23 protein-coding genes are annotated in these 24421 nt (G+C 41.7%); 9 read left to right on the top strand and 14 right to left on the bottom strand.

The window, feature by feature from the left end; genetic code table 11:
- Positions 1 to 80: 80 nt before the first annotated feature.
- The gene (locus DCO56_RS01000; protein WP_108631918.1) at positions 81 to 1133 is read right to left on the bottom strand and encodes an outer membrane beta-barrel protein; all 1053 of its coding nucleotides are present in this window, start codon (positions 1131 to 1133) and stop codon (positions 81 to 83) included.
- 257 nt (positions 1134 to 1390) lie between these two features.
- Between DCO56_RS01000 and DCO56_RS00995 the strand changes: the two genes are divergently transcribed.
- Together DCO56_RS00995 and DCO56_RS00990 are read left to right on the top strand one after the other, a co-directional pair.
- A complete protein-coding gene (locus DCO56_RS00995; RefSeq protein WP_108631917.1) occupies positions 1391 to 2695 on the top strand; it encodes an ammonium transporter in 1305 nt (434 codons plus the stop codon).
- 118 nt (positions 2696 to 2813) lie between these two features.
- Positions 2814 to 3119, top strand: coding sequence for a hypothetical protein (locus DCO56_RS00990; protein ID WP_108632888.1), 306 nt, complete (start codon positions 2814 to 2816; stop codon positions 3117 to 3119).
- On the opposite strand, the gene DCO56_RS00985 is transcribed toward DCO56_RS00990, so the two are convergent.
- The gene (locus DCO56_RS00985; RefSeq protein WP_241254988.1) at positions 3116 to 3652 is read right to left on the bottom strand and encodes a lipocalin family protein; all 537 of its coding nucleotides are present in this window, start codon (positions 3650 to 3652) and stop codon (positions 3116 to 3118) included. The two genes, DCO56_RS00990 and DCO56_RS00985, sit on opposite strands and share 4 nt — an antisense overlap.
- Positions 3653 to 3752: 100 nt before the next feature.
- Between DCO56_RS00985 and DCO56_RS00980 the strand changes: the two genes are divergently transcribed.
- From DCO56_RS00980 to DCO56_RS00970, 3 genes are all read left to right on the top strand, one after another.
- Positions 3753 to 4214 (top strand): DUF4268 domain-containing protein, encoded by a 462-nt coding sequence (locus DCO56_RS00980; protein WP_108631916.1) that lies wholly within the window; start codon positions 3753 to 3755, stop codon positions 4212 to 4214.
- A 22-nt stretch (positions 4215 to 4236) separates the two neighbouring features.
- A complete protein-coding gene (locus tag DCO56_RS00975) occupies positions 4237 to 5031 on the top strand; it encodes a S1/P1 nuclease (protein WP_108631915.1) in 795 nt (264 codons plus the stop codon).
- A gap of 132 nt (positions 5032 to 5163) precedes the next feature.
- Positions 5164 to 6954, top strand: a complete 1791-nt coding sequence (locus DCO56_RS00970) for an ABC transporter ATP-binding protein (protein WP_108631914.1) — start codon at positions 5164 to 5166, stop codon at positions 6952 to 6954.
- An 18-nt stretch (positions 6955 to 6972) separates the two neighbouring features.
- Here the strand turns inward: DCO56_RS00970 and DCO56_RS00965 are convergent, their stop codons facing one another.
- On the bottom strand, positions 6973 to 7911 hold the full coding sequence (locus DCO56_RS00965) for a DMT family transporter (protein WP_108631913.1): 939 nt from the start codon (positions 7909 to 7911) through the stop codon (positions 6973 to 6975).
- 161 nt (positions 7912 to 8072) lie between these two features.
- Between DCO56_RS00965 and fabV the strand changes: the two genes are divergently transcribed.
- Positions 8073 to 9275: an enoyl-ACP reductase FabV gene (gene fabV, locus DCO56_RS00960; protein ID WP_108631912.1), complete on the top strand. Its 1203-nt coding sequence runs from the start codon at positions 8073 to 8075 to the stop codon at positions 9273 to 9275.
- A gap of 65 nt (positions 9276 to 9340) precedes the next feature.
- On the opposite strand, the gene DCO56_RS00955 is transcribed toward fabV, so the two are convergent.
- Both DCO56_RS00955 and DCO56_RS00950 read right to left on the bottom strand, forming a co-directional pair.
- Positions 9341 to 10525, bottom strand: coding sequence for an MFS transporter (locus DCO56_RS00955; RefSeq protein WP_108631911.1), 1185 nt, complete (start codon positions 10523 to 10525; stop codon positions 9341 to 9343).
- Between the two features lie 53 nt (positions 10526 to 10578).
- Positions 10579 to 10830 (bottom strand): hypothetical protein, encoded by a 252-nt coding sequence (locus DCO56_RS00950; RefSeq protein ID WP_108631910.1) that lies wholly within the window; start codon positions 10828 to 10830, stop codon positions 10579 to 10581.
- 199 nt (positions 10831 to 11029) lie between these two features.
- Here DCO56_RS00950 and DCO56_RS00945 point away from each other — a divergent pair, with 199 nt between their 5' ends.
- Positions 11030 to 11440 carry an OsmC family protein gene (locus DCO56_RS00945; protein WP_108631909.1) on the top strand — a complete coding sequence of 137 codons (411 nt, stop codon included), beginning with the start codon at positions 11030 to 11032 and terminating at the stop codon, positions 11438 to 11440.
- A 195-nt stretch (positions 11441 to 11635) separates the two neighbouring features.
- On the top strand, positions 11636 to 12070 hold the full coding sequence (locus DCO56_RS00940) for an FKBP-type peptidyl-prolyl cis-trans isomerase (protein WP_108631908.1): 435 nt from the start codon (positions 11636 to 11638) through the stop codon (positions 12068 to 12070).
- Between the two features lie 237 nt (positions 12071 to 12307).
- On the opposite strand, the gene DCO56_RS00935 is transcribed toward DCO56_RS00940, so the two are convergent.
- From DCO56_RS00935 to DCO56_RS00915, 5 genes are all read right to left on the bottom strand, one after another.
- Positions 12308 to 12886, bottom strand: coding sequence for a hypothetical protein (locus DCO56_RS00935; RefSeq protein WP_108631907.1), 579 nt, complete (start codon positions 12884 to 12886; stop codon positions 12308 to 12310).
- A 31-nt stretch (positions 12887 to 12917) separates the two neighbouring features.
- On the bottom strand, positions 12918 to 14090 hold the full coding sequence (locus DCO56_RS00930; protein WP_108631906.1) for a tetratricopeptide repeat protein: 1173 nt from the start codon (positions 14088 to 14090) through the stop codon (positions 12918 to 12920).
- Between the two features lie 2 nt (positions 14091 to 14092).
- Entirely contained in the window at positions 14093 to 15193 is a 1101-nt protein-coding gene (locus DCO56_RS00925) for a tetratricopeptide repeat protein (protein WP_108631905.1), read from the bottom strand.
- Positions 15194 to 15198: 5 nt separating this feature from the next.
- Complete coding sequence (gene gyrA, locus DCO56_RS00920; RefSeq protein WP_108631904.1) at positions 15199 to 17766, bottom strand: DNA gyrase subunit A; 2568 nt, start codon at positions 17764 to 17766, stop codon at positions 15199 to 15201.
- A gap of 163 nt (positions 17767 to 17929) precedes the next feature.
- Entirely contained in the window at positions 17930 to 20029 is a 2100-nt protein-coding gene (locus DCO56_RS00915) for a heavy metal translocating P-type ATPase (RefSeq protein ID WP_108631903.1), read from the bottom strand.
- 178 nt (positions 20030 to 20207) lie between these two features.
- Here DCO56_RS00915 and DCO56_RS00910 point away from each other — a divergent pair, with 178 nt between their 5' ends.
- Entirely contained in the window at positions 20208 to 21050 is an 843-nt protein-coding gene (locus tag DCO56_RS00910; protein WP_108631902.1) for a mechanosensitive ion channel family protein, read from the top strand.
- On the opposite strand, the gene coaA is transcribed toward DCO56_RS00910, so the two are convergent.
- The 4 genes from coaA to DCO56_RS00885 all read right to left on the bottom strand — a co-directional run bounded on the left by coaA (position 21047) and on the right by DCO56_RS00885 (position 24408).
- The gene (coaA, locus tag DCO56_RS00905; RefSeq protein ID WP_108631901.1) at positions 21047 to 22006 is read right to left on the bottom strand and encodes a type I pantothenate kinase; all 960 of its coding nucleotides are present in this window, start codon (positions 22004 to 22006) and stop codon (positions 21047 to 21049) included. The two genes, DCO56_RS00910 and coaA, sit on opposite strands and share 4 nt — an antisense overlap.
- Positions 22007 to 22201: 195 nt before the next feature.
- Positions 22202 to 22606, bottom strand: coding sequence for an OsmC family protein (locus DCO56_RS00895; protein ID WP_241254989.1), 405 nt, complete (start codon positions 22604 to 22606; stop codon positions 22202 to 22204).
- 18 nt (positions 22607 to 22624) lie between these two features.
- A complete protein-coding gene (locus DCO56_RS00890) occupies positions 22625 to 23005 on the bottom strand; it encodes a methylglyoxal synthase (RefSeq protein ID WP_108631899.1) in 381 nt (126 codons plus the stop codon).
- 170 nt (positions 23006 to 23175) lie between these two features.
- The gene (locus tag DCO56_RS00885) at positions 23176 to 24408 is read right to left on the bottom strand and encodes a nucleoside recognition domain-containing protein (protein WP_108631898.1); all 1233 of its coding nucleotides are present in this window, start codon (positions 24406 to 24408) and stop codon (positions 23176 to 23178) included.
- Positions 24409 to 24421: the final 13 nt, after the last annotated feature.

Below are 24421 nucleotides of genomic sequence, written 5' to 3'. Positions count from 1 at the left end.
ATGGTATTATATCAATTTCGAGATAATTTAAACTCATTTTATGGGTATTATAGCGGAGAATAAAGTGTTGCATCGCTGATCTAGAAGCTATATACACAGGCTAATAAAAACTGGCCGGCTGATTTTGTCGGAGATAGGTCATTCTTAACGAACTTTTCAGTATTGCTTTTATCAATTCTTATTTCGGGAATGAATTTGAAACCATGGTAATTGTATTCAGCGGTCAATGTGGTGGCTAACATATTGGAACTTGGAATACCATTGGCTTCTTCTTTGTGCGTTTGGAAGAACTCTTCCCGTAATCCAATTCCGAAATGTTCTGACAGGTGCACTCTTGGGTAAAGTGCTACCCCTGTGTATCCGCCTTCTGCTCTTCTCTTATAATGTGTGGCGTTTACGCCAAGGTAGAATTTAGGCGTGAAGTCGTAATTTCCCACAAAGTCCACAAGCGTGCCCGAGCTGTAGTTTTCTTTGCCCCCAACAGAAGATCCGCTTAGGAAATTTAAGTAGAAGCTGCCTTTCTCGTTAGGTCTATACGCTAGTTGTGAGCCGATATGTGAGACCCCGTTCAGATCTTGATAAACGTTCCAGTCATTAAATATACCGACCATTAACGCAAATTTGTCAGAAAAACTATAAGTCGCTTTCAGACCTGCATCCTGAAAAGGGCCGGCTCCGAATAAATAAGAAGTGGAGTAATGAAAATTGTAAGTGGGAGAGATGACTTCAAATCCCACGAATGTACCCATGAATCCGGCAGTCAGATTCAGTTTGTCGGTAAGATCATAGCCCACATATAAATTCTGAATGTGAAAGCTGTTCTTATCATCACCCGGCTGGCCGTCTCCATTAATAATAGAACGATATTGTCCACGTGGACCGAAGGAGAGTTCTCCTACAAAAGAAGCCTTTTTAAAATGTTTCTTTACTGCGAGGTCAACCATTCCGATCGAGACTGAATTATTGTCCTCCGTAAAATAGGTGTTGATATTAGGTTTGTTTTGGAAATCATATTTCCAGTAAGTATCCACAGATCCGGATATTTCAATAGGTTTTTCTTTGTTTTCTTCTTGTGATTTTGATTTTTGTATGAAAATTATTGAAAAAATGATGATTGTTAAGATTTTTTTCATGTTGATAAGGTTTTAAGTTTGATCTGTTTGAATTTTGGTTGATTTTTCTTTGTTTTTTTTATAGGTTTTTGTGGTTTTGTTTTTGTTTTCTGTGAAATTATGTAAAAAATATCATAAAAAATAATATTTGATAGTAATTTTTCAATAAAAAGAGTTTATATTTGTCAAAACAATAAGTAAGAAAGGGTTTTTGTTTTGTTTTTGTATTTTATTTAAAATTTATTGACGTATTAATAAACACTAATCAGTTTAAAAAAATGAAAAAAATTATTCCACTCTTTGTTCTGGTACTTTTGGGCGTATTAGGACTTGTATTTCCTTCGATAGATTTATCTGCATTGGATAAAGTAGAGTTTGACACGGGGGATACAGCCTGGTTATTGACTTCTTCAGCATTGGTGTTGATTATGACGCCCGGCTTGGCATTTTTTTACGGGGGAATGGTCAGTAAAAAGAATGTGATCTCAACGATGATGCAGAGTTTTATCTGTATGTGTCTGATGACGATCCTATGGGTTATTGTTGGATTCAGTTTAGCCTTTGGTGATGATATCGGCGGAATTATAGGTGATCCACGCACCTTCTTTATGATGAAAGGTACCTTAGGGAATGTCGCTTGGGGTGCATTACCGACCATACCTTTGGTCTTATTCGCCATGTTTCAGCTGAAGTTCGCGATCATTACGCCTGCACTCATTACCGGTGCATTTGCTGAGCGTATCCGATTTAACTCTTATATGTTGTTTATTATCTTGTTCGGTGTCTTTATTTATATGCCATTGGCGCATGCTACCTGGCATCCGGAAGGAATTTTAGCAAAATTCGGTGTGCTTGATTTTGCCGGCGGTACTGTTGTGCATATGTCAGCAGGCTGGGCGGCATTGGCTGCTGCAATTTATCTAAAAGGCCGTAAATCACAGACACATAATCCAGCGCGTATAAGTTATGTCATCTTAGGAACTGCTTTGTTGTGGTTCGGTTGGTTCGGATTTAATGCAGGTTCGGCCGGCGGTGCAAACTCGCTAGCAGCTTATGCCTTTGCAACCACAACGACCGCTTCGGCTATGGCGGCAATGGCGTGGATATTTGTGGATATTATCCGCGGTAAAAAACCATCCGCAATGGGGGCATGTATCGGCGCAGTTGTAGGACTTGTAGCAATTACACCAGCAGCAGGATTTGTGAGCATTCCTCACGCCATGGTCATTGGATTAGTCGCTGCATTGATTAGTAATCTCGTTGTCTATTTAAGAAGCAAAACCAGCATCGACGATACGTTGGATGTATTTCCTTGTCATGGTGTAGGTGGTATGGTAGGGATGGTACTGACTGGAGTATTTGCACACCATAATGTAAATCCATTGGTTGTTGACAATGGCTTGTTTTTTGGTGAAACGAAATTATTCTTTGTGCATACGGTAGCCTTGTTTGCGGTATCATTCTTTGCTTTCGTAGGCTCCTTAGTATTATTAAAAGTAACGGATCTGATTTCTCCTTTACGTGTAGAGGAAACAGACGAGGAACTTGGTTTGGACGTTTCTCAGCACGCTGAGGCACTTTAATTACTAAGGTCAAAATCGTTTAATTGTCCCAAACAATGCTTTTCACACGGCATTGTTTGGGATTTTTTTTGCACCTTTGCCCAACTGGGCGAATATGCTGCACTATTTAGTTTTTGTTATGAAAGATACAACAAAAGAAACCTTGCGTTCGGATTTTGAGAAAATGATGCGTCATGCATTACAAAAAAATGGTGATTTTGGTTTCCATATATTTGGTGATTACGCTGCATCTGTACTCAATTTCTATGTTGGAAGCTCCATCTTAGGGTTAGCTGAAAAGCGTGAAGCTGCACTATTTCTTGCGAGTCTGTATAATGCAGGCATCAAAAATGTGATCAATCAGCATGACCTTCAGGAGATCGCAGATGTTTTAGCCCAGGATCCAACGCTCAATTATCAGGTACTCGCGCCAATTTTTGATTAATGCTTTGTCCAGACCAGATTGCCGGTTTCGTAGCCACATTGTAAAGCATAAGTAAGAAATTCATTCCTGATCTTGTCCGGAATTTCGGTATTTCTGCCCAGAATCCACATGTAATCGAGGTTGTCTCCAAAGACAAGGGCGTAGCTGTAATCGGGCGTTATTTTTACAATATGATAACCACTGTAGAATGGGCCAAAGAATGATACTTTCAATGCGCCTTCGTGGGGACCATTGATAAATTTAGCTTTTCCGATGGACTGCTTCCAGCGTTCTTTTTCTTCCGAGTAACCTTGATTATTGACCCGGATTGTTCCATCCTTATTCTTGGTGTACTCTGCCGAAACCTGACTGAGCCCTTTTTCCCAGCGAAAGTCCAGCCGGGCAATTTCAAACCATTTTCCGAGGTATTTATCTAAATCAAAAGGATCTACTACATCTGGACGCGAGATGACGGGCTTTAAGGCATTGTATGCCACCGTTCCCAACGCCACAGCGGTCAGCAGTAAGAGCGATTTTTTCTTGTCTATATTCATCTTTTGGAGTTGTTTGTTGATAAAACAACAATTTTAATACCAATATGGTTTAGGCATACCGCGCTATTTTCTTAATTTTGTTGACTTAAAAATTGTATTTGTGTATTCTAGAGAAGAGGTAAAGCAATTAAAACAGCTATTCTGGACTAAATTTGGACAATTCATGTCCCTACATTCAGCTGCGGACGGCGAAAAGGTCAATTGGATTAACTATAAAACCGGTGTCAAGCATTTGTATTTTAAGATGGATGCTGATAATAATACGGCGAAAATAGCAATTATCTGGTCTCATTCGGATGCCGGGATCCGCACATTAATGGCGGAGCAATTCATGCAGTATAAAGGGTTGCTTCATGCTACGCTTGGAGAGGATTGGGAATGGGATCTGGATAGTTATGATGCGTACGGTAAGCCCTACTGTCAGATCTATAAAACGTTGGTGGGCCATAGCATTTTTAAGGAAGCGGAATGGGGAGAACTGATCGCTTTCTTTAAACCACGGATGATTGCGCTGGATGAGTTCTGGTCTTCGGCAAAATATGCGTTCGATATCTTTAAATAATTACAATAAAATAAATATAGCAATGAAAAAAGTGATTAAGGGTCTGTTGGCTGTAGCTTTATGCTTTCAACTTTCATCGGTATATGCCTGGGGGACCATTGGGCATCGCGTTGTCGCAGAAATTGCGGAGCGTCATTTGAACAGAAAAGCAAAGAAGAATATCGGAAAAATCATTGGACAGCAAAAGCTGGCATATTGGGCAAATTGGGGAGATTTTATCAAGTCGGATCCCAATCCTGAATTTAAGAAATTGGGAAATTCACATTTTATAAATCTAAATTCAAATCTGCCATGGGCAGAGTTTCAACAGGGACTCGAACGTTCGGCTGACGAGAATTTATACAAAACGGCCATCCGTATCGAGCAATCTTTTGCAGATAAAAACATGTCGCTGGATCAGCAGAAACAGAATCTCTATTTCTTGATCCATATCCTGGGGGATGCCCATCAGCCCATGCATGTCAGTCGTGCCGAAGACCAAGGGGGAAATAAGATTGAGGTAAGCTGGTTTGGAAAAAAATCCAATATTCACCGTGTCTGGGATAGTGATTTGGTAGACAATGAAAAATATAGCTATACCGAATATGCAACTGTATTGGATGTTAATGGAAAAAAGGAAAATGAACAATTGGCCGCCGGAGAGTTGTCTAATTGGCTATACGAATCCAATCAGCTTGCTGAGAAAATTTATGCCGACGTAGCGAATAATGCGAATTTGTCGTATTCGTATGTTTATCAAAATAAAGATACGATGGAACAATGTTTATTAAAAGGCGGATTACGCTTAGCTAAGGTGCTGAACCGTATTTTTGGATAGTCTAAAATAAGTAAATATGCAGCCTAAGTCGTGCCATGGTTCATGGTACGACTTTTTTGTGACAGGATTTCCGTTTATTTTTAAACAAAGCACCACGCTTATTTGTTATTTGCTCATTGTAAATCTTTCTTCATGACCATTCCACAGCTCTTTAAAAAAATTATTCCCTTTGCCCGTCCTTACCGTAAATTGATTGTTTATACCCTGCTTTTGACCGTTGTCGGATCATTGGCTGCGCAGATCAATGCTTTTATTTTGCGGTATACGGTAGATACCATCAACGCTTTGATGGTGGCCAAAGAGCCGCTTTCTAAGGGAATGTATATTGTCGGGATCATCAGTGCGGTGCTGTTGCTGAAGGAAATTGTTTACGCATTGGTACAGTTTGGACAAAAATTTTATGGCGAGAAACTTCGGATTTATATCGCGCGTGATTTCTCACAGGCTATTGTTAGCCGGATTTTGACCTATAAGCTTGCTTTTTACACCTCCACGGATAATGAAAGCGGAAAGCTGGCGACACGTATCGACGCAGGCATCAGCTCACTTACACGTTTGGTACAGAATTTCTTTATCGATATTCTGCCCTTGTTTGCCAATGCCATCATTGCACTGACCTGCATGTTCTATGCTAACGTATACGTTGGACTGGTGGGGATGGCGGTAATCCCATTGTATCTTTATATCAGTCAGACGCAGGCCTCTAAATTAACAGGTTTTAGGCGGCAGATGCGCAAATACCGCGAATCGAAAAATAACCGGATCATCGGTCTGATTGACTCCATTCTCGTTATTAAATCTTTTGTCCGCGAACCCGAAGAAGCGAAACGGCATGAAAAGATCCAATACGAAATGACCGAAAATCAGATGGAAACTCGCAAGACAAGCTTCTTTTACGATAGCATTAAAAATTTTGTGGAACAGATCGCGGTTGTAATTATTATCGTCCTGACTGCTTATCTAGTGTTATCCGGTCAGATTACGATTGGAGCGATTATGTTTCATATTATGCTATTTAATAATGTTTCGGCACCGATTCGCCAATTGCACCGCATTTACGATGAGGTCAATGATGCCTTAATCTATTCGGAATCTTTTTTTGAGATACTTGAATCTGATGATCAGATTGAATCGAAAGGAACTTATCGACCGGTGCAAATTCGAGGACACTTGGAATTGCGGAATGTCTTTTTTGCGTATCCCAACGGGACACAGGCTTTAAGGGATGTCAGTTTTGCCATTAAACCCAATGAAATTACTGCCCTGGTCGGATTAAGCGGTGCCGGTAAAAGTACGATTATCAATTTGTTGGATAAATTTTATGAGCCGACACGGGGCAAGATTCTACTGGATGGTGTTGATCTTGTGGATTATGATACCGCATTCCTCAGGCAGCATATCGGCATGGTGCTGCAGCGCAATCATATATTTAAAGGAACAATATTTGAAAATATTGAATATGGCAAGATGGGAAGTTCGCCTGAGGAGATCGTGGAAGCCGCAAAGAAAGCTTATATCCATCAGCAGATCCTGGAATTGCCAAAAGGATATGAGACGGATGCACAATCGCTTTCCGGTGGACAGCAACAGCGTATTGCCATCGCACGGCTGTTTCTGAAAAATCCGCCCATTATTTTTCTGGATGAGCCTACTGCAAATCTGGATGCGATTGCTACGGAGCAGATTAAAAATAGCCTGGATGCGATTAAGAAAGATCGTACGGTAATTATCGTGTCGCATAGCATTTCCCAGATAATAGACTCCAATGCGATCGTTGTCATGGAGAAAGGTCGCGTTGTCGAGCAGGGGCAACATGAAGACCTCTACCTGGCGAAAGGTACCTACCATGAGATTTTTTCGGCCATGGCCAATAGCCTTAATTTAAGCAAGATCAGTAAGACCTTACAGGCAAATGAAAATTAATAGTGCTGTTCTCGCATTTTAATTTGAGCGACTATGCAAGATCATTCCAATGACGACCAGGCCAATCCCTATGCAGGAATAGCTATTTGGAAGCGCGGCATGTAATAAAATGATTTCACCCAATAGCGTAAAGATGACTTCCATGGCTTGCGTCGCTTCTACTGCGGCGAGTGCTTTGGGGTCGCTGCGCACGATATCCGTTGCGCTAAAGAATAGGAGCGTGGCAATTACACCCGAAAAGAGGGCAACCATTAGGGTTTGTAGCAGCTGACTTTCCGTTGGAAGGCCATTGTTCATATAACCAAAGATGCTGAGCAGGATCCAAAAAGGCATACTACATAGGGTCATGCCCAACGTTCGTTGGAAAGCATCCAATTTATTTCCCGCGATTTGCATCATTTTACGGTTGCCCAGGGGATAAGCAATTGCTCCGATCAATACCGGGATCGTGCCCAATAACATGGATTTAAAGGAAGTGGCCCGTGCTTCGGAGATTTGCATCAGTACAATTCCCAAAAAAATAATGATCGAAAAAAGAAGTGAAGCTTTGGATATTCCTTTTCGATGCCCTTTTTTCTCCAGTAAAGGGCCTATAAACATCCCGGCGATAATGGTGAATTCAAAGGTGCTGGCAACCAGCCAGGAGGGACCGAAGCTCGCACCAAATGTCAGCGTGGCATAAAATACACCAAAACCTATGGTGCTCCACAGCAGCCATTGCAGCAGATTGGATTTGATCGCATGGAAGAGCGGGCCTAAGTTGCCCCGTACAGCTACGATAAGCAACAGGACAGGAAGCATCCATAGGAAGCGTAAGGCTGCTGTCCATTGCCAGCTTCCTCCCGAAACAGCCATGATACGGTTGAGGACAAAAGTACTTGCGAAAAATAATGCGGCTAATATTCCTAAAAAAAGTGCCGTACTTTTATTGTTTTTTATTGTAAATTGGGAGGACATAAATAAAATGAATGCGGTGTCTATTTCGTATGGTGAAAGTACGCAAATGGCCGTTTAATCGGAAATGAAACAAAAAGTAATTGATTTTTATGGCAATTTTCTCATTTAAAATTCCTTATTTTGCCTAATCAATAAAACAAGTAGTAAGAAAATTAATCAAGATGATTATACAACCAAGAACTAGAGGTTTTATTTGTTTAACCTCGCATCCACAAGGGGCTGCGCAAAACATTAAAAATCAAATTGAATACGTGAAATCAAAGGGTGAGATCGCGAATGGTCCGAAGAAAGTCCTCGTCATAGGTGCTTCAACAGGATTTGGTATTGCGTCCCGGATTTCTGCAGCATTTGGTTCTGGAGCTGCTACAATCGGTGTATTTTTTGAAAAACCTGCGGCAGAAGGTAAACCGGGAACCGCTGGTTGGTACAATTCTGCAGCTTTTGAAAAAGAAGCCCATGAAGCTGGACTATACGCCAAAAGTATCAATGGTGACGCATTTTCAGATGACATAAAAAAACAGACCATTGAATTGATCAAAAAGGATCTGGGACAGGTCGATTTAGTGGTTTACAGTTTAGCATCTCCACGTCGTACGCATCCGAAAACAGGTGTCGCACATGCTTCAGTTTTAAAACCTATTCAGGAGCCTTTTACCAATAAAACGGTAGACTTTCACACAGGCGTTGTGTCGGATATCACGATCCAACCTATAGAAAATAATGAGGATATTGCGAATACGGTTGCTGTAATGGGTGGGGAAGACTGGAAATTTTGGATCGAAGATCTGAAAGCTGCCGGCGTTTTGGCTGATGGCGCAAAAACAGTTGCTTATTCTTATATCGGACCTGAACTGACTTATCCGATCTACCGTAACGGAACAATTGGCCGTGCGAAAGACGATTTGGAAGGTACTGTGCCTGCTATCAATGCGATCTTAAGTGATCTCCACGGTGTGGCTTACGTTTCGGTTAACAAAGCATTGGTGACACAGTCCAGTTCTGCGATCCCGGTAGTGCCTTTGTACATTTCCCTATTGTATAAAGTGATGAAAGAAAAGGGAATCCACGAAGGTACGATCGAACAGATGCAACGTTTGTTTGCCGAGCGCCTTTATACTGCTGATGGCAATGTATTGCTTGATGATAAAGGCCGAATTCGTGTTGACGACCTGGAGATGCGTGCAGATGTTCAGGCGGAAGTTGCTGCATTGTGGGAAAAAGCAACTACAGAAAATTTGGAAGAAATCTCCGATATCGAAGGTTACCGTAATGAATTTTTCAATTTATTTGGTTTTAACTTCGATGGTATAGATTACAACGCAGATACCAATGAGGTGGTTGCTGTGCCAAGTATCGAAAGCTAATTGAAGATATATGTTAATAAAAAAGGCTAACCAATTTGGTTAGCCTTTTTTGTTGGTGCCGATCATCAGGCAAGCTTTGTCCTTCGATTGTATAATAAATTTCCGACGACTGCAAAACCGATGGATACCATGATGGCACTGAAAGGATAGATGCCCGTCATGCCGACATTGTTGGCAACGAAACCGATCAGAGGGCCTGTAATGCCTAGGGAAATATCGATAAATAGTCCGTAGGCAGCTAATGCTGAACCCTGTTGATTCTGGTGCACCCTTTTGATTGCCTCCACACCAAGAGCCGGGAAAACAAGCGAAAATCCCAGTCCCGTCAGTGCGGCCCCAACAAGGGTCCAAAGAGGGTGGAAGGCCAGGGCGATGACCAGGAGGCCCAATGTTTCGACAAAAAGACTAATTAAGGCTACTTTTAGACCGCCATATTGATCGATTACTTTGTTGAATACAAGTCTTGTCAGAATAAAGAAAACACCAAAGACCGTCAAACAAGCCGCACCATTCTGCCAATTGAAGTGCTCATAATATAGCGTCATAAAGGTGGAAATACTCCCAAAACCAAGGCCACCCAAGGCCAGGCAAATTCCGAATGGAGCCACAGTAAGAAGCACTCGCCTGAAACTGACAGCGGCTGTTTTTTTGCTGATTACCTGATAAGGCGTTTTTGATCTGCTGTAGAGATAGCCCAGTATCCCTATTAAACAGGCGAGTATCCCCAGCGATTCATAATTTATATGGTCAACCATAAGTACCCCCAACGGTGCTCCGAGGGCAAGTGCGCCATAGCTCGCAATCCCATTAAATGAAATAGCCTTGGCTGCGTGTTCATCCCCGAGTTCCAATAAAGCCCAGTTGATCGGACTGGCTCCGACCAGCCCCTCGCCAATACCGGTGAACAGCCGGGTGACCAGCAATAAACCTAAACTAATCAACGGTTGTGACCGGAATAAAAAGACCAGCAAAAGTAAAATTCCCGAAAGCGCAAAAAAGAGCATACTGCGGAGGACGGAGACTTTTGGGCCTTTGGTGTCCACGATTTTGCCGGCATAACCCCGAAGTAAAAAGGTGGCAATATATTGTACACTGATGACCAGTCCGGCGACAATTGTATTAAACCCTAGAATTTGATGGATAAAAATGGGTAAGGTCGCAAGTGATAAGCCAATCGTGAAATAACCAAGGAAAGTTAAAGATACATAGCCTAAAATCTTTTTATTGACCTCGGGAAGAGAAATTGTCATTTTAAAAAATTTTAGGCAAAAATACCTGTTTATCCTTGCTTTTGAAAATAAAGTTAGTACACCACTGTCTCTTTAATCTCACAATTTTTATCGAGCCATTCCTGATCGAATTGTTTCGGTGAGACCTTTTTACCCTGATAGATATAATAGATTTTTTCGGATTCTCCTTTTACCGGCGGTCCCGGGATTTTGTTGACAATTTTCTCTTCAGGACATTCCCGGATAAGTGCCTGCTGGCTGCGCTGAGGGGTTTTGCAAGAAGTAAATGCTGCTGTTAGGATGAGGAGATACGCTAATTTATTCATGAGTTTAGTTTTATTATATTGAATAACGAGACTTTATTCGGATGTGCGACATGATTTTGCGGAATAAAACACAACTTTTTATACTGTTGTTTGTTCAATAAAAGGGGGGAGTCAGATGATGGATGATGAGACTTTATCGCGAAGTTTTGAAGATCAGAATAGTATTCATTAATAATCATATAACAACAAAAGAGCAATCATGAGAAGAAAAGCAACAGCCCTATGGAACGGGAACCTAAAAGAAGGTAAAGGGAATTTAACAACAGACAGTACCGTATTAGACCATACCCAATATTCATTTTCAACACGATTTGAGGATGGTGTGGGTACCAATCCGGAAGAGTTGTTGGCCGCTGCGCATGCCGGATGTTTTACCATGCAGCTGAGCGCATTTTTAACCGAAGCCGGGTTTTCTCCCGATGAACTCAAAACCGTATCGACCATTGTTTTTGAAAATGGCGCAATTGTCCGTTCTGAATTGGAACTGACGGCGAAAGTACCATCCATTGATGAATCGGAATTTCAGGCACTCGCTCAAAAAGCAAAAGAGAATTGTCCCGTAAGCAAAGCATTTAGCTTCGAAAAAACGTTACAGGCTACTTTAGTATAAAGACGCCGGAATAAAAATGGTTAACGACCATAGCAATGCAGTGATGTTTTAGGAAATCCTAAAAATCACTGCATTTTTTCATTAAAAAAAAAAGCCGTTACTTTGGTCTCTGATCAGTCTATTGTATACCGGTAAACTTCGCGGGTATGTATAAATCCAACTGATTGCGGTGAGGGAAAGTTAAACGAAATTATTTTGGTACAAAAAAAGAAAAGTAAGCTAAATGCTACGGCATTATTTGAAAAGAATAGGGCCGAAGGTCTCGTATTTCTAGCGGAGAATGCGACGAAAGACGGTGTGATCGTCTGTCAGTCAGGTTTACAGTATAAAATATTGACAGAAGGTGCGGGCAAGAATCCGACGAAGGCTTCCAAGGTCATCTGTCATTACAAGGGTGAACTGTTGGACGGAACGGTATTTGATAGCTCCTATAAACGTAAACGTCCGGAAACATTTTATATCAATGAACTTATCCGTGGCTGGCAAGAGGCGATGTGCATGATGCCCGTGGGATCGATATGGCAAGTGTATCTTCCACCGCATTTGGCTTACGGCAAGGAAGAGCTCTTGCCACGAAAAGGCGGAGAGTGTACCTTGGTTTTTCAGATTGAGCTGATTGCGATTCTGTGAGGATTTATTGAAAAGATTACTATGAGCTAAATGCGTAGCTTCGCACCGAATTTTGAGCCTACCCGAAATTTGTAATAGGAACTGCTTCATACAAAAAAATGAAGATAAAAGGGGTAAAATTGTGCCAAAATGCAAAAAGCACAAAATTCGGTTTGGCACGATTTTACCCCTAAAATTTATTGATTTGTGATAAAATATTTGCTAAAATCGCTGTTTTAGATGTCTTCAAGGCGGATTTTAATCACGCTTATTTTCTAGGTTAATCTTAAGGGAAAAGTAAATTCCCTTAAGGAGTTTTTGGATTCCCCTAAGGGGGCGGAGCGTTCCCCACTGGGAAAAGTAAATTCCCTTAAGGAGTTTTTGGATTCCCCTAAGGGGGCGGAGCGTTCCCCACTGGGAAAAGTAAATTCCCTTAAGGAGTTTTTGGATTCCCCTAAGGGGACGGAGCATTCCCCACTGGGAAAAGTAAATTCCCTTAAGGAGTTTTTGGATTCTCCTAAGGGGACGGAGCATTCCCCACTGTGAAAAGTAAATTCTCTTAAGAAGTTTTTGGATTCCCCTAAGGGGACGGAGTGTCCTCCACTGGGAAAAGTATATTCCCCTTGGTGTATTTAGGTTTCCCTTAAGGGAATGTTGCGGAGTCCACCTGCGAAAGTAAATTCCCTTACGAAGTTTTTGGATTCCCCTAAGGGGGCGGAGCGTTCCCCACTGGAAAAAGTAAATTCTCCTTAGTGTATTGGGAATTCCCTCAGGAAAATCTTGCGGCTCCTTCGGGAAAAAGCAATAAAAAATCCCCGGAAAAACCGAGGATTTCATTTATCTATTTTAGAAAAATTTACTCCAGTTATTATTGCAATTCTTTGATTTTCGCATTGATCTCAGCTGTCTTAGCTTCGTCCTGCATGAAAACATAATAGTTTTTAAGATTTGTTAAAGCGTCTGCATTTTTCGGCTGTAGGGCAACCGCTTTCTCCAAATAAGGCAATACCGATTTCAATTCTGCCTTGATCTTATCCACTTCGGCGTTATATTGCGCCTGTGTCAATTTTCTGTTGTTGTTTACGACATTAAGCTTTTCACGTGTTTTGTTCATCAACGTGATTGCTAAATTTGTATTGGCTTCAAAGAAGTTCGGATCGATTTCCAATGCTTTCTTATAAGCCGCAATTGCCGCTTCGTCATTTTTTGCGGATGACTGTGCAATGCCTAAATAATAGTTCAAACTTTTGTTTGAAGGATCTTTCGCCAATTGGGCAGTGATGGCATCAATAGTCTCTTTTTCGTGACCTGTAATCAGATTCAATTCGATATTTTGCGTCATTGCCGCATTGTCATCCGGATAAGCCTCAGCAGCTTTCTTCGCGTATTCCAAAGCAGAAGTCGTGTCTTTTACATTTAAATACAATTTAGGTAGATCAACCATAATTGTTTTATGTGAAGAAAAGTCTTTTCTAGGGATCAGTTCCTTGTAACGCTCGATTGCATTTTTATAATCCTTGTTGGACAATGCTGCTACACCGCTATAATAAGTCACCAATGTGTCTCCGGGAAGGTAAGTCAATGCTTTGGTGAATGAATTATAAGAATCGGCATATTTCTGTGCCTGATACTCTTCGGCGCCGATATTGAAGTTATATTGTCCAAGAATTTGCTCAGCCACAGTGATGTTTGCTTTGTTGGCACCATCAGTATCCAATTGTTTTGCTTTGGCAATACCATCTTCTGCTAATTTTGCCAGTTCAGTGGATTTATCTATAGTTGATAGGTTTGCGTTAACGAGAGCATAAACTGTCCAAGCCTCTGCATTATCTTTTGTTTTTTCGTTGATAACAGCAGCGTCGATGGCTTCTTTTGCTGATTTAAGATTAGGCAGGCCTAATTGAGCAGTACCGGCTTCTTTTAATTCCTGAAATTTTGCAAGACCAGTTTTTGCCTTTTTTACGTTACCCGTTTGGGCGAAAGAAACTGATGTAGATACAGTACCTATTGCCGCTAATAATAATAGAGATTTTAAATTCATATCTATTTAACTGTTAATTGATTCAATAATAAGTTTACCCTGTCTAATTGTGAGGCATCATCAATAAGTGTATAATATTTTGCCAGTGCCTTCAAGGCATTTACATCATAGGGTTTGATCTCGTTTGCTTTTAATAGATATTCGACCGTTAAATCCTGAATATCTTGATTCGTCGGATCTTTTAATAGCGTTTCAAGATTAATTAAGCCTAGTGCCAAATTAGATTCATAGTTGTTTGGATCTAACCGCAATACATTATTGTAATACTCTTTTGCTTTTTTTAGATCATTTGCATTTTCGTAAGAATAGCCGGCAATGTAATTTAATTCAACATTTTCAGGCTCCAGACGAATGGCATCAGCAATCACATTCAATATGGCATCATACGAACTGTTGGCTGAATACACATCGATCAATCTAAAAAGTATCTGCTTATTCTCAGGGAATACAGCATGACCTTTTTCTAAAACGTTTAAGACATCCTGTTTAGTACCTCCCAGACCATAAATTTGTGCTAATTCCAGAAAGTAGCCCGGCTTAGGGTTTTCTCCTTTAATGAGTTCATCATAATATTTGATGGAATTCATATAATCTTTGTTTTTTCCGGCGAGTACCGCAAGATTATATTTGAGGTCGCTATTCTTAAAACCGAGCGAGTCTATGCGAAGGTAAGCCTGGTATGCTTTATCAAACTTTCCGTCCTTTAAAGCAGCACCGCCTTGATAGGAGATGGCACCAGCAAGATTTTGACGGATATAATCCATCTCAGCCGGAAAATTTCGACGTGCTTTTTTCGCATCCAGCAATTTTAATGATTTGATGGATATGTCGATAGGGTCTAATTTATACTGCTGTTTTCGAGTTGAATCCGCAACTGCCAGTGAGCTATATACCAAAGCCCTCAGCAGGTTGTTGTTGACAGATGCCGAATCTTTTTTGGATTGGAATGCAGCATCTGCAAACTTTCTGGCGTTTTCAAGATTTTTAAAATCGCCAGTTTTGGTATATAAAGCAAAACTGTTGCTGCCCTCTTTCAAATTTGATTGGGCAGCAACAGTTAAACTACTTGCAGATATGAACAATGATATCAGTAAGTTTTTCATTCAGTTTATTCTTCGTTTGAATCTATATTTTCTCCAGAAGTTAATCCTTCATTATCCGCTTCTGTTGAATTTTCATCGCCAGACTCTTCGTCCAATTCTTCTTCGCGATCTACTTTTGTGATCGAAGCGATCTCGTCGTTGTCTTTCAGGTTAATGAGTCTTACACCTTGTGTTGCACGGCCCATGACACGTAATTCTTCTACAGCTATCCGGATAACAATACCTGATTTATTGATGATCATAAGGTCTTCTGCGTCTGTAACGCCTTTTATAGCAACCAATTCACCCGTTTTATCAGTTACATTGATTGTTTTGACACCCTTACCACCACGATTTGTAACCCGGTAATCTTCGATATCCGTACGTTTTCCGTAACCTTTCTCCGAAACCACCAACACCGTTGTTTCTGAATCATTGACACTAATCATGCCAATCACCTCATCCCTTTCGGAAGAAAGGGTAATACCACGAACGCCTGTTGCTGTACGGCCCATTGGGCGGACGGTAGACTCATTAAAGCGAATAGCTCTTCCTGAGCGCAGTGCCATCACAATTTCGCTGCTTCCTGTAGTCAAACAAGCTTCGATCAATTGATCACCTTCGTTGATGTTGATCGCATTGATACCATTTGCTCTCGGGCGGGAATAGGCTTCCAAAGACGTTTTCTTGATGGTACCTTTTTTAGTACACATAATAATGAAGTTGTTTTCCAGGTATTCCTGGTCTTTCAGGTTCTTCACTAAGATAAAGGCCTTAATTTTCTCTTCCTTCGGTACATTGATGATGTTTTGAAGTGCACGGCCACGCGAAGTACGGCTTCCTTCAGGGATCTCAAATGCACGCAACCAGAAACAGCGACCTGCTTCGGTAAATAGGAGCATGTAGTTGTGCGCTGAGGCTGTAATGATGTGTTCGGTGAAATCCTCTTCACGCGTGTTTGTTCCGATTGATCCACGGCCACCACGACCTTGACGTTTATATTCGGATAACGGCGTACGTTTTACATAGCTGTTATGGGAGATTGTGATCACGATTTCTTCGTCATCAATAAAGTCTTCCATACGCATGTCTTCGGCAGAATGAACAATCTGCGACCTACGTTCGTCACCATATTTTTCTTTGATCTCAATTAACTCATCTTTGATGATCTTCATGCGGAGCTCTTCGTCTGCCAATATAGATTTCAAATAGTCAATTGTTTTCATCAATTCAGCATATTCTTCTTTGATCTTATCACGTTCCAGTCCTGTCAGACGACGCAAGGTCATATCCAGAATAGCACGGGCCTGGAGATCGGATAGACCGAATTGTTCCATCAATCCAACACGTGCATCCTCAGGTGTATCGGAGTTACGGATTAATTTGATGACTTCATCCAAATGATCCAGGGCGATCAAGTATCCTTCCAAGATATGCGCACGTTTTTCAGCTTCCGCCAATTCGTAACGTGTACGTCTGACGATAACATCGTGTCTATGCTCAACAAACTCACGAATCATATCTTTTAGATTCATCAGTACAGGTCTTCCTTTAACTAAGGCGATATTATTGACTGAAAAAGAAGTTTGTAGCGCTGTATATTTGAATAGATTATTTAAAACAACATTGGCGTTGGCATCACGTTTAATGTCATAAACGACACGCATACCAGTACGGTCAGACTCATCGCGGATGGCCGAAATACCTTCCAATTTCTTTTCATTGACCAAATCGGCAGTACGTTCGATCATATTGGCCTTATTCACCTGGTAAGGGATTTCGGTCACAATAATCTGTTCTTTTCCGGACTTGGTTGTTTCGATTTCGGCTTTAGCACGCATAACAATACGGCCACGGCCTGTATTACAAGCATCCTGAACACCGGCATACCCGTAGATCAATGCTCCCGTAGGGAAGTCAGGGCCTTTGATATGTTGCATCAATTCAGGTACTTCAATATCACGGTTATCGATGAAAGCTATAGTACCATCAATGACCTCCGAAAGGTTATGTGGTGCCATATTTGTTGCCATACCTACGGCGATACCTGAAGCTCCATTGACCAGGAGGTTAGGGATACGTGTTGGCAATACGGTAGGCTCCTGCAAGGAGTCGTCAAAGTTATTTTGGAAATCAACGGTGTCTTTGTTGATATCGGATAGCATTTCTTCGGCGATCTTCTTTAACCTCGCCTCTGTATAACGCATTGCCGCAGGAGGGTCACCGTCAATGGAACCGTAGTTACCTTGACCATCCACCAGCGGGTAGCGCAAACTCCAATCTTGAGCCATACGAACCATGGTGTCGTAAACGGAGGAATCACCATGTGGGTGATATTTACCTAATACGTCACCAACGATACGGGCAGACTTTTTATAAGGTTTACCACTGGTAACCCCTAAGTCCAACATACCATAAAGAACACGTCTGTGTACAGGCTTCATGCCGTCACGTGCATCAGGAAGAGCCCGGGATACAATGACAGACATGGAGTAGTCAATGTAAGCAGACTTCATCTGATCCTCGATATTGATTGGGATAATCCGGTCGTTTGCCGGAACAAGATTGTTGTCGTTTTCTGTTTCTTCAGCCATATGAATTTGGTTTCAATAAAACTAGTAAGCAAGCCTTTTTAATTGGCTTGCTACGCATGCGAAGTTACAAAAATTTAACCTCAAAAGCGAATGAATTGAGCCCTAATATACACAAAAAAGACAATCTTTTATGGATTGTCTTGGTACTTATGCCGTATCGTTTTTATTTCATTTTTTTAAAGCGTAGGCGGATCGAATTACCGATGACAATGAGATCGGAGAAGGCCATGCTTAACGCCGCCAGCATAGGGCCTAAGAATCCTGCTGCTGCCAATGGGATCGCGATAATATTATAGGCAAATGCCCAAAAAAGATTCTGCTTGATGGTCAGTAAGGTGTGATGACCTATCTGCAGTAGCTTTTCGATAGATTTCAGATCGCTGTTCAGCAGTATGACTTTTGCGGACTGAATGGCAATATGTGTTGCGTCGCCGAGTGAAATACCGACATCCGCTGCCGTAAGGGCAGGGGCATCGTTAATGCCGTCGCCTACCATTGCCGTAGCGGCCGTTTTTTTGAGATCCGAAAGGATCGCCAATTTTTCGCTGGGTGATTTTTCCCAGTAAACATCCGCTATACCAAGTTTTTGTGCCACCCGTTCACATTTACTTTGCCTATCACCGCTCAATAGGATAGGACGGATTCCTTTATCTTTTAGGTACTGTACAAGTTCTTTTGCATAGGGCTTGATCTGATCTTCCAGCACGATACCTGCAATGACAACCTCATTGATGGTCAGCGTCAGGTCGTACCTGTTGGAATAATCTTTCCTGCCAATTTTAGCATTACAGATGGAATAGCTGTTTCCATTGGTGTCCGTGGCAAATATTCCCTGTCCTTTTATTTCGTTGACTTCTTTGAATATAATGCGGTATGACTTGATCTCCTTGAGATGCTTGCGGATTGATTGGGCAATTGGGTGGCTGGAATAACTTTCCAGCTGTGCAATGATTGACTCCACCTGCGATTGCGCTATACCAAAGGTCTGAATGGCTTTGATATTAAAATCGCCTGTTGTCAGCGTTCCCGTTTTATCAAAAACGATCTGTTTGATTTCTGACAGCTCTTCGATTGTGCTGCCGCCCTTGATGAGGATGCCTTGTTTGGCTGCCCGGCCCAGACCGACCATCACTGCTGTTGGTGTGGCCAGGCCCATCGCACAGGGACAGGAGACCACAAGTGTCGCAATGGCATTCATCAATGCCTGCTGTAGCGGCAATTGGGCAATAAAGTAGGCGATAAAAAAAGTGAAAAATGCGATCATGACAACAATAGGTACAAAATAGGCCGCCACTTTATCACCAAATTTTTGAATGGGCGGTTTTTTGCTCTGTGCGTCTTTAATCAATTGAATGATCTGATATAAAACGCTTTTAGACCCTACTTTAGTGGCCGAAATCCGGATATTGCCGGCGCTCAGCAATGTGCCGCCGATCACGGCATCATATTTTGTTTTTTCGATCGGGAGACTCTCGCCCGTCAGCATGGATTCGTCGATCCAGGCATGGCCATCCAGAATATCACCATCCACCGGAATCAGGCTTCCCGTATTCACTTTCAGAATATCCCCGGATTTGATCTCTTTAGCCCTAATTTCAATTTCGTTATCGCCTTCAATTTTAATCGCTTTAATGTCTTGGTATTTGACCAGATCTTTGATGGCGGATGTGGTTTTGGTAACAGCGCGTTTTTCAAGCACATTACCCATAAAGACTAAGGTAATAATCGTTGCACAGGTTTCGTAAAACTGATAATCGTGCCCCAGATGGTAATAAGTGCCAATAGCACTGTAGACAAATGCCGCAGTGGATCCGACAAAGATAAGCACATCCATGTTGGGCATTTTATTCCATAGCGAACGCAGGGCACTATTACCAAAGTAGAGACAACCGACAAGATAAACCGGTGTACAGAAAGCCAGCTGTATATAGGGATCGTGGAGCAAGGGGAGAGTCACAAACATATGACTCCATAGCGGAATGGTAAAAAGTAGGCAGATCAAAAATTTGAGTTCAACGGACTTCCAAAAGCTTACTTTGCTGTCTTTATCCTTAATGACTTTATAGCCCAATGACTCGATACCTTTGACAAGCTGCGGAACCTGATCTTGGGGGATAGCGGAGAACTTTACTTCATCTGAAGCGAAATCAACGTAGATCTCCTTAGCACCCTTGTCTTCTAGGTATTTATGGATTGAAATAGCACAATTTGTGCAGTGCATTCCGGTTACGTTGAGTTCAGTTTGCACGTTGGATTCCTTCATTTAATAGCATGTAATGTCTTTAGGCAAAGATAGGTATTTCCTGATAATGCTCTTTACGTAAAGTAAAATTGTTTAGTTCCACGACTGCTTTAGCGCTACTGTACAGGAAAAAAAATCATCGGCACCGTGGAGAAAAACGATAAATTTGTTTTTATTTGCAAATCATCAACGTTTAAAAATGACAAAATCTATTTCCTTTATCATACGGATTATTCTACTCGTTGCATTGACGGCTTCATTTGTACAATTCGAGTCTTTTTATAAGCAGCGGGAGGTCATCCTGAACATGGCCTACGGACTGAATACGTTTCTGACGGCCAGTGTACTAATTTCGATCGGTCATTTTATCCTCGTCAAGCTTTACAACAGCCGCAATGAACATCAGGTTGTCCGCGGTAACTTTGTACTGGGAATTACACGTGTGGCAACTGTGGGAAATGTGTTTTTTATCATTGTTAGTTTGATGATTGCAGTCGGTATCAACCCGAAAGATTTTATAACCAGCATGACGATTGTGGCGATGGCCATAGCCGTTATCTTCAGGGAATATATCACCAATATGATATCGGGCCTGATCATTATGTTTTCGGATCAGTTTTCCGTCGGTGATCGCATTAAAATAGGGGAATATCAAGGTAAAATCGTCGACATTACGCTGGCCAATCTCGTTGTCCGGGACGAGGATGATGATGCGGTCATGATCCCGAACAACTTGGTGTTTACGGCAACCCTGGTCAATAAAACATCGCAGAAATCCAATAAAATTGTCGTAAAATTTGAATTGCCGATGGATCGTGCCGTTCCTGTAGAAGTGCTGGAAGAGTACTTTAACCCCTTATTTCAGCATAATTCCAATTTGGATCATGGCCAGGGATTTACGGTGAAAATAGCTGACTTAGCCAAAGACTATGTAAAATATAAAGTTGAGGTCAGCACGATATCCTCAAGTAACCGGATTCACCAGCAGGTGCAGAGCAAGATTCTGAATGAGGTTCTTCAATTTAAGGGAACGGTCAGTTAGATCTTTCTGACCTTCACATTTTTGACAAAATGATGGCTGCCTTTTTCCAGGATAAGATCGGCGCGATAGCGGGTCGGTAAGATGTTCTTGATCAGGTTTGGCTTATTAATCTCATTCCAGATATTAACGGCCATCGCATGACTTTCTTCGGGTGACATATCTGCATATTTATGGAAAAACGAAGCCGGATTCTGAAAAGCGGTCGCCCGTAGGGATTCAAACCTGTTGGTATACCACTCGATGAGGTTTTTCTCACTGGCATGTACGTAGATCGAATAGTCGAAAAAGTCGGAAACGAAGACGCTATGTCCTTTGCGGGGGCGTTGTGAATTGACCTGTAACACATTGATTCCTTCGACGATTAAGATGTCCGGTTGTTCAATGATCTGGTGCTGATCATCGGGTAATACATCGTAAACCAGATGGCTGTATACCGGAACCATAATTTTAGGTGCTCCGGATTTAACCGCAGAAAGAAAATGGATCAGTCGTTTGGCATCATAACTTTCCGGAAATCCTTTGCGGTTCAGAATTCCTTTTTCGATCAGTTGTTGATTAGGATGGAGAAAACCATCCGTGGTCACCAGATCCACCTTTGGTTTTGAAGGCAGCATACTCAGCACCCGTTGCAACACCCTGGCTGTTGTACTTTTTCCGACAGCGACAGAGCCCGCAATACCGATGATATAAGGTAATTTACTTTCTTCTTTCCCAAAAAAACGATTTGTCCGCTGATGCAGGCTTTGGAAACGGTCAATGTGAATTTCCAGCAAATGGCTCAGCGGAAAATAGACTTCTTCGATCTCCTGGTTTGTCAATGGCTCATTGAGCGCATGCAGGTTGTCAAGATCTTCGGAACTGAAGTTGTGCAATACCTTTCCATTTAGATTTTTCCAGTCTTCCCGTTTAATTGATCTAAAAGGAGAGTCTATTGCTATTTGTGGATCCAATTGCATCGAATTGCTATTTTTATTGAACGTTTATATGTTATTGATGTCCTGCTTATTTTTCGCTGTTACAGCGCACTTTTCAACTATTCAGCGGCATATAAGAACCTTCATTATCTTTTACTGCAATTGGCAGGTATTGTTGTGCGAAGATTTTTTGTGCGGACAAATATAATTAGTGTCGCCCGTTATCCCAAGAAACAATTACAAATGATTTGAAGTTATTACAATAGGATTAGTTAAGATTTTATGTACAGGACATTTTTCGGCAATCTTAAACAGTCTCTTCTTTTGTTCGTCATCCAGATTACCCTTAAAGCTAATATGACATTGTATATAGGTGGTCTGTTGCTGTTCACTGGTCTGCACTTCATGCGAAAGGCGGATAATAACTTCTTCCAGAGGCCAGCTTTTTCGGTCGGCATACATTTTTACGGTGATTGCTTTGCAGGTGCCTAACGAAGAGAGCAGCAGCGGTGTGGGATTTATTCCCTGATCCTGTCCACCCAAGTCCTCGGGCTCATCGGCAATAATCTGGTGTTTACCATATTGTACGGTCGTGGTATAAGGTGTTTCACCTATGGTGACAATAACTTCATTTTCCATCATCTTAAATAAAATGGTTTGTTAGTCGACAAGATCTTCCAATAATCCTTCAATAATTAAGCTTCCGGTGGCAGGATTGGTGGCCAAGGGAACATTGTAAAGGTCGCACACACGCATCAACATTTGAATATCAGGTTCGTGGGCGTGCTTACCAAGTGGATCACGAAAGAAGATAATGCCATCTACTTTACCTTCAGCGGCCAGTGCGGCGATCTGTGCATCGCCCCCCATCGGGCCGCTTAATTTTAACTCCACTGGAAGTCCTGTCTGCCGCACATAGGAACCCGTCGTTCCCGTTGCGATAATATGAGCATGCTCCAGTAAATCCTGGTGGTCTTTGACAAAAGCAACCATTTCTGGCTTCTTGCCATCGTGGGCGATCAGTGCGATTGTTTTTTTCATCCCTAGCTAATTATTTGTTCATTTGTATTTGCTTCCGATGGCTAAAAAGCCATCTTCAACAGATTTATGTGTCTATCGGCAAGTGTCATTTTACGATAGGGCACAGTCAGATTTGTTTTTTATAACATGTCTACCTGTATCTTCTAAACTTAAGCAATGCTTGTAAAATGCTATTTAAAGAAAATATAGGATATAATAATAGCGGCAATCACGCCCGCCAATTCAGCCAATAGGGCACAAGGCAAGGCATGTCTGGTCCGTTTTATCCCCACGGCGCCAAAGTAGACCGCCAGTACGTAAAAAGTTGTTTCAGTGGAACCCTGAATAACACAGGCGACACGTGCCGCAAAGTCCATAGGCCCTTTGGCATTCATTAAGTCAACCATCAGTCCACGCGCACCTGACCCGCTGAGCGGTTTCATAAATGCGACCGGCAGGGCATCAACAAAGGAAGTATCTAAACCACATAAGGCAATACCTTTGGATATTCCGGCAACCATATAATCCATTGTTCCTGAGGCTCTAAAAACAGCGATGCCGACCAGCATGGCCACCAGATAAGGAATAATTTTGACAGAAACTTCAAATCCTTCTTTAGCACCTTCAATAAAGGAATCGTAGACATTGACTTTGCGAAAAAGCGCCAAACCTATGAAAGAAGTGAAGAGGCTAAACAGGATCACATTACCAAATACTTTGCTGAAGATCTCTATTTCGGCTTGTTGTAGTCCCGAGAAATAATATAATAATCCACCGATAAATAAACCCATGGCACCTAAATAGCCTAAAACGACTCGGTTGAATAGGTTTATTTTTTGATAAAGGGCAACAAGGATCAAAGCTACTAAAGTCGAAAAGAAGGTTGCGATCAAAATCGGAAGAAAGACGTCGGAGGGATCCGGTGCACCCGCTTCCTTGCGGTAAGCCATAATGGAAATCGGTAATAAGGTAAGACTGGATGCATTGAGCACAATGAACATAATCTGTGCATTCGTTGCCGTTTCCTTATTGGGATTCAGTTCCTGGAGTTCCTTCATCGCCTTAAGGCCCAAAGGTGTTGCTGCATTATCCAGACCCAGCGCATTGGCAGAAAAATTCATTAAAATAGATCCGAGAGCAGGATGGTTCTTAGGGATTTCGGGAAATAATTTATGGAAAAAAGGCCCTACGATTTTTGCGAAGATATTGATCATGCCGCCTTTCTCACCGATTTTCATGATTCCCAGAGCGAAAGTCATCATCCCGACCAGCCCCAAGGAGATTTCAGCTCCAGTTTTAGCGCTGTCAAAGATGGAATTGACAATTTGTTGGAAGATTTCGGTATCTCCGAAAAAGATAAGTTTTACCAGGGCTACGGCAAATGTGATTAAAAAAAATGCAACCCATACGTAGTTTAATGCCATAATAGATTTAAAT

Origin of the sequence: Sphingobacterium athyrii, from assembly GCF_003071065.1 — a bacterium.
GTDB lineage: Bacteria > Bacteroidota > Bacteroidia > Sphingobacteriales > Sphingobacteriaceae > Sphingobacterium > Sphingobacterium athyrii.
Note: the sequence above shows the minus strand (reverse complement) of the source record. Positions and strands in the feature narration are given on the sequence as shown.

Excerpts from the sequence above, each read along its gene's own strand:
- DCO56_RS01000 (WP_108631918.1), bottom strand. The coding sequence starts at position 1,133 with ATGAAAAAAATCTTAACAATCATCATTTTTTCAATAATTTTCATACAA.
- DCO56_RS00995 (WP_108631917.1), top strand. The coding sequence starts at position 1,391 with ATGAAAAAAATTATTCCACTCTTTGTTCTGGTACTTTTGGGCGTATTA.
- DCO56_RS00990 (WP_108632888.1), top strand. The coding sequence starts at position 2,814 with ATGAAAGATACAACAAAAGAAACCTTGCGTTCGGATTTTGAGAAAATG.
- DCO56_RS00985 (WP_241254988.1), bottom strand. The coding sequence starts at position 3,652 with ATGAATATAGACAAGAAAAAATCGCTCTTACTGCTGACCGCTGTGGCG.
- DCO56_RS00975 (WP_108631915.1), top strand. The coding sequence starts at position 4,237 with ATGAAAAAAGTGATTAAGGGTCTGTTGGCTGTAGCTTTATGCTTTCAA.
- DCO56_RS00970 (WP_108631914.1), top strand. The coding sequence starts at position 5,164 with ATGACCATTCCACAGCTCTTTAAAAAAATTATTCCCTTTGCCCGTCCT.
- DCO56_RS00965 (WP_108631913.1), bottom strand. The coding sequence starts at position 7,911 with ATGTCCTCCCAATTTACAATAAAAAACAATAAAAGTACGGCACTTTTT.
- fabV (WP_108631912.1), top strand. The coding sequence starts at position 8,073 with ATGATTATACAACCAAGAACTAGAGGTTTTATTTGTTTAACCTCGCAT.
- DCO56_RS00955 (WP_108631911.1), bottom strand. The coding sequence starts at position 10,525 with ATGACAATTTCTCTTCCCGAGGTCAATAAAAAGATTTTAGGCTATGTA.
- DCO56_RS00950 (WP_108631910.1), bottom strand. The coding sequence starts at position 10,830 with ATGAATAAATTAGCGTATCTCCTCATCCTAACAGCAGCATTTACTTCT.
- DCO56_RS00945 (WP_108631909.1), top strand. The coding sequence starts at position 11,030 with ATGAGAAGAAAAGCAACAGCCCTATGGAACGGGAACCTAAAAGAAGGT.
- DCO56_RS00935 (WP_108631907.1), bottom strand. The coding sequence starts at position 12,886 with ATGAAATCCTCGGTTTTTCCGGGGATTTTTTATTGCTTTTTCCCGAAG.
- DCO56_RS00930 (WP_108631906.1), bottom strand. The coding sequence starts at position 14,090 with ATGAATTTAAAATCTCTATTATTATTAGCGGCAATAGGTACTGTATCT.
- DCO56_RS00925 (WP_108631905.1), bottom strand. The coding sequence starts at position 15,193 with ATGAAAAACTTACTGATATCATTGTTCATATCTGCAAGTAGTTTAACT.
- gyrA (WP_108631904.1), bottom strand. The coding sequence starts at position 17,766 with ATGGCTGAAGAAACAGAAAACGACAACAATCTTGTTCCGGCAAACGAC.
- DCO56_RS00915 (WP_108631903.1), bottom strand. The coding sequence starts at position 20,029 with ATGAAGGAATCCAACGTGCAAACTGAACTCAACGTAACCGGAATGCAC.
- DCO56_RS00910 (WP_108631902.1), top strand. The coding sequence starts at position 20,208 with ATGACAAAATCTATTTCCTTTATCATACGGATTATTCTACTCGTTGCA.
- coaA (WP_108631901.1), bottom strand. The coding sequence starts at position 22,006 with ATGCAATTGGATCCACAAATAGCAATAGACTCTCCTTTTAGATCAATT.
- DCO56_RS00895 (WP_241254989.1), bottom strand. The coding sequence starts at position 22,606 with ATGATGGAAAATGAAGTTATTGTCACCATAGGTGAAACACCTTATACC.
- DCO56_RS00890 (WP_108631899.1), bottom strand. The coding sequence starts at position 23,005 with ATGAAAAAAACAATCGCACTGATCGCCCACGATGGCAAGAAGCCAGAA.
- DCO56_RS00885 (WP_108631898.1), bottom strand. The coding sequence starts at position 24,408 with ATGGCATTAAACTACGTATGGGTTGCATTTTTTTTAATCACATTTGCC.